The organism is Pseudomonas sp. SIMBA_068 (assembly GCF_046534705.1).
Taxonomy (GTDB): domain Bacteria; phylum Pseudomonadota; class Gammaproteobacteria; order Pseudomonadales; family Pseudomonadaceae; genus Aquipseudomonas; species Aquipseudomonas putida.
Map to the genome: position 1 here is coordinate 1 of NZ_JAWRYI010000266.1, position 305 is coordinate 305.

Genomic DNA, 305 nt, shown 5'->3' on the forward strand with positions numbered 1-305 from the left:
GGGGCCGTCGCAGTCCCATACGCTCTGCCCGCGCTTGATGGCGATCAGGCCACGTCGCTCGCGTTCGGCCGCCAGCCAGATCTGATTGCCTTCGGCATTCACCGCCAGGCCCTCAAACAAGGCATTGAAGTGCAGCAACATGCCACTGGCCCGGGCTTCACGCACCATGCCAGGGGCGATTTTCAACCACTCGGCCGTCCCCGTTACCGGCACCTGCAGCACCGCCGCATGGGCTTCGCTGACAATGTAACGATTGCCTGCGGCATCGCCGGTGATGCCTTCAAAATCCAGGTCGCCACCGCGAA

Annotated in this window: 1 protein-coding gene; it reads right to left on the reverse strand. The window is 63.6% G+C overall.

Translation table 11 applies throughout. The annotated features are described in order from the left end of the window. Positions 1-305 (reverse strand): esterase-like activity of phytase family protein (locus tag SB756_RS29120; RefSeq protein ID WP_410913005.1); only part of this gene is annotated, 305 nt, incomplete at both ends.